8 protein-coding genes are annotated in these 5260 nt (G+C 39.6%); all 8 read right to left on the reverse strand.

Annotated features, from left to right (window positions below; genetic code table 11):
• Positions 1-248: 248 nt before the first annotated feature.
• Positions 249-656, reverse strand: coding sequence for a hypothetical protein (locus tag EYW48_RS20280; protein WP_233895065.1), 408 nt, complete (start codon positions 654-656; stop codon positions 249-251).
• Between the two features lie 210 nt (positions 657-866).
• Positions 867-1301, reverse strand: a complete 435-nt coding sequence (locus EYW48_RS20290; RefSeq protein ID WP_277432954.1) for a hypothetical protein — start codon at positions 1299-1301, stop codon at positions 867-869.
• Positions 1302-1416: 115 nt separating this feature from the next.
• Positions 1417-1839: a GNAT family N-acetyltransferase gene (locus tag EYW48_RS20295; RefSeq protein ID WP_274676342.1), complete on the reverse strand. Its 423-nt coding sequence runs from the start codon at positions 1837-1839 to the stop codon at positions 1417-1419.
• A gap of 166 nt (positions 1840-2005) precedes the next feature.
• Positions 2006-2341: a superinfection immunity protein gene (locus tag EYW48_RS20300; RefSeq protein ID WP_274700070.1), complete on the reverse strand. Its 336-nt coding sequence runs from the start codon at positions 2339-2341 to the stop codon at positions 2006-2008.
• A gap of 244 nt (positions 2342-2585) precedes the next feature.
• On the reverse strand, positions 2586-3203 hold the full coding sequence (locus EYW48_RS20305) for a hypothetical protein (RefSeq protein WP_199868329.1): 618 nt from the start codon (positions 3201-3203) through the stop codon (positions 2586-2588).
• Positions 3204-3397: 194 nt separating this feature from the next.
• Positions 3398-4036 carry a glutathione S-transferase family protein gene (locus tag EYW48_RS20310; RefSeq protein ID WP_277432955.1) on the reverse strand — a complete coding sequence of 213 codons (639 nt, stop codon included), beginning with the start codon at positions 4034-4036 and terminating at the stop codon, positions 3398-3400.
• A gap of 165 nt (positions 4037-4201) precedes the next feature.
• Positions 4202-4552: a hypothetical protein gene (locus tag EYW48_RS20315; RefSeq protein WP_194570921.1), complete on the reverse strand. Its 351-nt coding sequence runs from the start codon at positions 4550-4552 to the stop codon at positions 4202-4204.
• A 136-nt stretch (positions 4553-4688) separates the two neighbouring features.
• Positions 4689-5111: a DUF4259 domain-containing protein gene (locus EYW48_RS20320; protein WP_080537789.1), complete on the reverse strand. Its 423-nt coding sequence runs from the start codon at positions 5109-5111 to the stop codon at positions 4689-4691.
• Between the last annotated feature and the right edge of the window lie 149 nt (positions 5112-5260).

Consider the following 5260-nt stretch of genomic DNA (forward strand, 5'->3'; position numbering starts at 1 on the left):
TTGGCAATCTTCAAACTCGACGTCGCTATATTTCTCATCAGGTGAGGAAAGCTTCTCAAAAGAAACGTCGAAATATTGCTCATTATTTTTTAAATCTGTCATCGTATCCTCTGAATAGCCTAACGCCCTGTTAAGGTGTGAGCAACGCAATACCGAAGCTCCCGCACACCACCTTAAACACAAAACGCAACGCATAGCAAAAATGCCAAGCGTTGCGAATCACTCTTAAACAGATTGTTATATGCAAATTAGTTAGTTACTTTTGCCCAACCAACAACTTCCTTATTCATCAGCTCACTAATTGAACCTTTCCACTCTTTATATTCACCACTTTCAGTCAAGAACTGACCAAAGCACTGAGTGGAACCATTTTCTGTTTGTAGTCGAGACTGATGAACCGATACGATTTTTCCTTTAACTTTTTTACCATTATCAATCCAAAACTGAAAGCCAGATACTTGCTCCGCACAACTTGGACCATAATGAGCGTATTGCTGGTACACCGACTTACCGGCGGAGAAAGAGGCAAGCAACACCCCGATTACTACGAGTTTGATTACTATCGTTAATGATGTGTTTACCTGATTTAGATTTAAGCCGCTACCTTTAGCTTTTGACTCACTTACATCACTTGTTTGTTCTTTTAGATCTTCCATCTAAGGGACCCTGTTAGTTTAAAAAGAACCATTATACAAAACACGGTACCGTGGCGATATAAATATTTGTGCGATTGCATATAACGCCCTGTTAAGGTGTGAGCAACGCAATACCTAAGCTTCCGCAAACCACCTTAAACACAAAACGCAACGCATAGCAAAAATGCCAAGCGTTGCGAATCACTCTTAAACAGATTGTTATACCAACTGCTAAGGTAGTCTACTTTTGCCACATTCATCCAATTTATCCGTAATTCTAGAGCCTATAGAGGCACTGACTAGTTGATATAGAGATGCATCAACATAGTGAGTAAAGTTCGGATTCAACATGATTTGTTTCATGATGTAGTCAGTAAAAGGAACTGTTAATCTCAAACCACGATACCTGTCCCGGATAAAGATATAGTGTATCCCAAAGACTACGTACGTTAAGTTTGGGTCTCTATAGTCATTTGTGTAATCAATATGAAAGCAACAGAAACCTAAAGAACATCCCACTTCATCAACTAATGTGAGCATTGTTAAGCTATCACTAACACTACCCTCGCGATAGTGATCACTTGGAGCTCCAAATTCATCATCAAATTCACTTTCATGAAATACTGTCGTAGTAATTACACCTTCAGTTGTAATTGTAAGTTTCATTATATCTTCCTTGAACGGTTGGTGGTATAACGCCGCATTAAGGTGTGAGTGACGCTTGGCTATACTTGAGCGAAGCGAAACTGCCAAGCGTTGCGAATCACTCTTAAATGCTTTGTTATGCAAATTTTTCACGACGCATCGTTGTAATCGAATACCCCATTTCACGATACTTCTCACAACGTTGTTGTAGAAACTCCGGATACTGACTTTCTTCAACTTCATTGAAGCCAATATGCTTGTAGAAATCTGTTACATGAGCAAGTGGCATACAATAGGCGGTACGCAAATTTAAAACAGGCTCAATATGCTTAAGAAATTGAAGCCCTAAGCCTTGACCTTGAAACTCACTCGCAATGTACATGCCCCTGAGTATCGTCACGCCATTGATAAGCTCAACTTTCACTGAGCCGATAATCGCACCATCGTTGAGGCAGATAAATGCTCTTTCAGTATTAGACCAAGCGCTATGATAGCCCTGCTCTTTATAGAATTGACCAACAGCGTCTTTCATAGAGCTATCGGCTTCAAAAATTCTCATTTTTACTCCATTTGCATAACGCCAAATTAAGGTGTGAACAACGCTAACACCTTAGCTAAACCATTGTGCCATAATCACTAAACTGACTTGAAATGAGAGCGCCGAGCGTTGTGAATCACTCTTAAATTTTTTGTTATGTGGTTCTTTACAGCGGCATTAGTTCCTTCTATTTGACCTTGAATTCATTCTCAGAAATAGTACATCTCTCTTTCGAAGAGTGGAGCTTATCAAGCTCATCTACAACGTTAGCTATACTCGCAGCTTTATTTTCTGGGACAATAAAACACCAAATCAAAGCAATTAACCATCCTGCCCACCACAATAAAACACCTAAAACATTTACCAAGGCGATAGGAATCTTATAAGGATGATTTTTCTTTAACGCGATAATTGATGGAAGAAATGCAAATGGGATCAATATCATGAGTATAAGCAACAACGGCCCAGTACCTAACAAAAGCTTTAACACATGCAACAACTGCCAAATCCAGTCATCTGACATAATGAAGACCTCGTAGTTAATAATGAAACTAACAAAATAACACTATGGTTAATCCGATCAATATACCCTTAATTTTGGTACGTCCAAATACCACTGGTGTACGCCACCACATAACGCCCAATTAAGTGGTGAACAACGCACTGACCAAGCCGCCGCATTGCACCGTAAAACACTTTACTCAACGCATAGTAAAACTGCCACGCGTTGAGAATCCACTTGAATTGTTTGTTATGTTTCTATTTCTTTAATACTCTTTTTCTGCACCAACATAGAGGTTTTTGTCGTGAGAAACTTTGTCAAACCTCTGTATGTTTTGCAGGATCTTAATAACTGAGTAGCTAGTTTTCTCACTATTAGTTACGATGGCATTCATGAAGTATGCAATTCTAACCCAAGACTTAAAATGATCATTTTCTAAATCTGAAGATACAGGGATGAGGTTATTGAAAATCTCCCTTTCCTTCAAACAGTATGATTGTACTGATAATACTACTGCTTCATCCAAACCATTCTGCTCTATGTGCTCAATTAGGTTACTTAACGCCTTTTGATTTTGTTCATGATCACTACCGTAGAATCTACCGGGCTGACAGGAAGGTGGGAAAGTAGAAAATGAATGTTTTAAGAAAAAGATCAAAAATTCTCTTAGTCGGCGCTCAACTTTTATCTTCTTTTTTTGCTCATCAGCTTTTTGCCATACATCAAAAACAAATAGGATAATAAGTAACTCAATACAAACACCCATTAGTTCAGGCACAAGACTTCCAACGAAAAAACCAGTGCCAGTAGATAGCCAAGCGATTAGTGATAGAACGCACAGAGCAATAAGAACCAACGCTGCAAATAAATAACGATTTAACATATTAACTTATCAACAATTTAAAGAACGATATTCTATTGAATTTTAGATAATGTGCAACTAGAAACATAACGCCGCGTTAAGTGGCGAGCAACGCTAACCACCTTACCTAAACCATTGTGATATAAACACTTAAACCAAAGTAAACCGAAAACGCCATGCGTTGGGAGTCCGTCTTGAACGCTTTGTTATGAGTATCACTTAAATGGTGTGAGATCTATACCTTCAATGTCACAAACAGCTTTCACTGTTGGATGATCCGACAGGCGATTCAAATAGCTCGCCAAGTGTTTGAATGTCAAAGGCGATCTCTGAATTGGTAACGACCACTCAGCCAACATGAACAAGAAGTAGTCACACGCAGACAGAGTGTCACCTAGTAGGTAATCATTATGCTCTAGCTGATCATTTATGATCAACAAAGCTTCAGCTATACGCTCATCTTGAGCCGCTACGACATTTGGGATCGTTGATTCATCATTTGTATGACGATGCGGATAATAACGAACCATTAACTCAGCTTGAAGCGTGTTGTTTAGAAAAGCTAACCATTGAAAGAACAGCGGACGCGCAGAGTCACCAATAACCGGAATTAGCCCTTGTTCAGGGTGTAATTCACAAATATGAATACAGATTGCTGGGCTCTCAAAAATAGCCTGTTCGTTATACACAAGAGTAGGAATACGACCAGCTGGATTAAGCTTTAAATACTCAGCTGATTTTTGCGAATTTGACTTCTTATCAACCAGTAAGAGTTCATATTCAGCGCCAACATGATGAAGTAGAAAATGCGGAGCTAGACTCGCATTGTTTGGGTAGTAATATAGCTTAAACAAAACAACCTCCATATTGAAAACTAGCGGATACTCATAACGCCCAATTAAGGGGTGAACAACGCCACCACCTAACCTAACGCATTGTACCGTAAACACTAAATTTGAAGTAGAAGCAAAAGTGCCAAGCGTTGTGAATCCCTCTTAAATTGCTTGTTATGCTCGTACTCAAAGAAATTGGAGGACTAAACAAGCAATAAACGCAGGTAGACCGGCTATGAAGAAAACCAGACCTGTCTGGTAGTTCATTCGATAATGCTCGCGTTGATCTTTTTCGAAATCATGCCCTTTTACCATTTTGTAAACTTTATCTGTTCTAGGATCGTCTAACCGAGTTGTCTTACTGTGGATACCGCCTTCCCACATTAGTTTCGCCAAAAACCATATGACGATTACAACAAAGAAAAGGAAATCGACCAATTGAGTAGTAGCAAAGAATGGCACAAACTGGGATAGAGCTATCACAACAAGAGCTGCTGAAAGGTTAATTAGAACTACTTTTTTAAGCAAATCGAGCAAAATTTTCTCCTAGAGCATAACGCCGCGTTAAGTAGTGAGCAACGCAGACCACCAAACTTAAACTATTGTGCCGTAAACACAAAATTCAAAGTAAACCGAAAATGCCGAGCGTTGCGAATCTGTCTTAAACGCTTTGTTATGCGTTTTCTAACTTGGCAATGAGATTATCTTGTATTGATCTCCAGCTTTCATTAACTCCACCCTCTTCCCAGAGTTCTTGAAGCTCAGAGTTTGAAAGTATTTTTTGAACTGCTCTTAGTGCTTGCTTCGCATGCTCTGCTGTTACTTGAGGCCTACGACCAATTAGCCAACCTTGCTTACGATTGAGCCAATTTCGGGCTTCATCTGGCAACAAAGTGTGATCGTTTGTTATCGCCGCTGCAATGACTTCTGAAGCGGCTAAAGCTTCAGAGCAAATATCTACTTCCAAGTACTCATTCTCATTTATCACCGATTGTATCGGTGACATTAGAGTATTCACCCCTTTTGATTTCTCCAACTCCCATATCCAATCACTGGCACTATCATTGCCAAAATTGTCTTCACTCCATGCACCCAAACTAAAACTCCTCTTTTACGCATAACGCCCAATTAAGGGGTGAGCAACGCTACCACCGTACCTAACGCATTGTACCGTAAACACTAAAATTGAAGTAGAAGCAAAATGCCAAGCGTTGGGAATCCCTCTTAAATTGTTTGTTATACCCG

Source organism: Vibrio sp. 1180_3 (assembly GCF_029478545.1).
Lineage (GTDB): Bacteria > Pseudomonadota > Gammaproteobacteria > Enterobacterales > Vibrionaceae > Vibrio > Vibrio aestuarianus.

What these genes read in the sequence shown, in the direction of transcription:
- EYW48_RS20280 (WP_233895065.1), bottom strand. Translation starts at nt 656, where the DNA reads ATGGAAGATCTAAAAGAACAAACAAGTGATGTAAGTGAGTCAAAAGCT.
- EYW48_RS20290 (WP_277432954.1), bottom strand. Translation starts at nt 1,301, where the DNA reads ATGAAACTTACAATTACAACTGAAGGTGTAATTACTACGACAGTATTT.
- EYW48_RS20295 (WP_274676342.1), bottom strand. Translation starts at nt 1,839, where the DNA reads ATGAGAATTTTTGAAGCCGATAGCTCTATGAAAGACGCTGTTGGTCAA.
- EYW48_RS20300 (WP_274700070.1), bottom strand. Translation starts at nt 2,341, where the DNA reads ATGTCAGATGACTGGATTTGGCAGTTGTTGCATGTGTTAAAGCTTTTG.
- EYW48_RS20305 (WP_199868329.1), bottom strand. Translation starts at nt 3,203, where the DNA reads ATGTTAAATCGTTATTTATTTGCAGCGTTGGTTCTTATTGCTCTGTGC.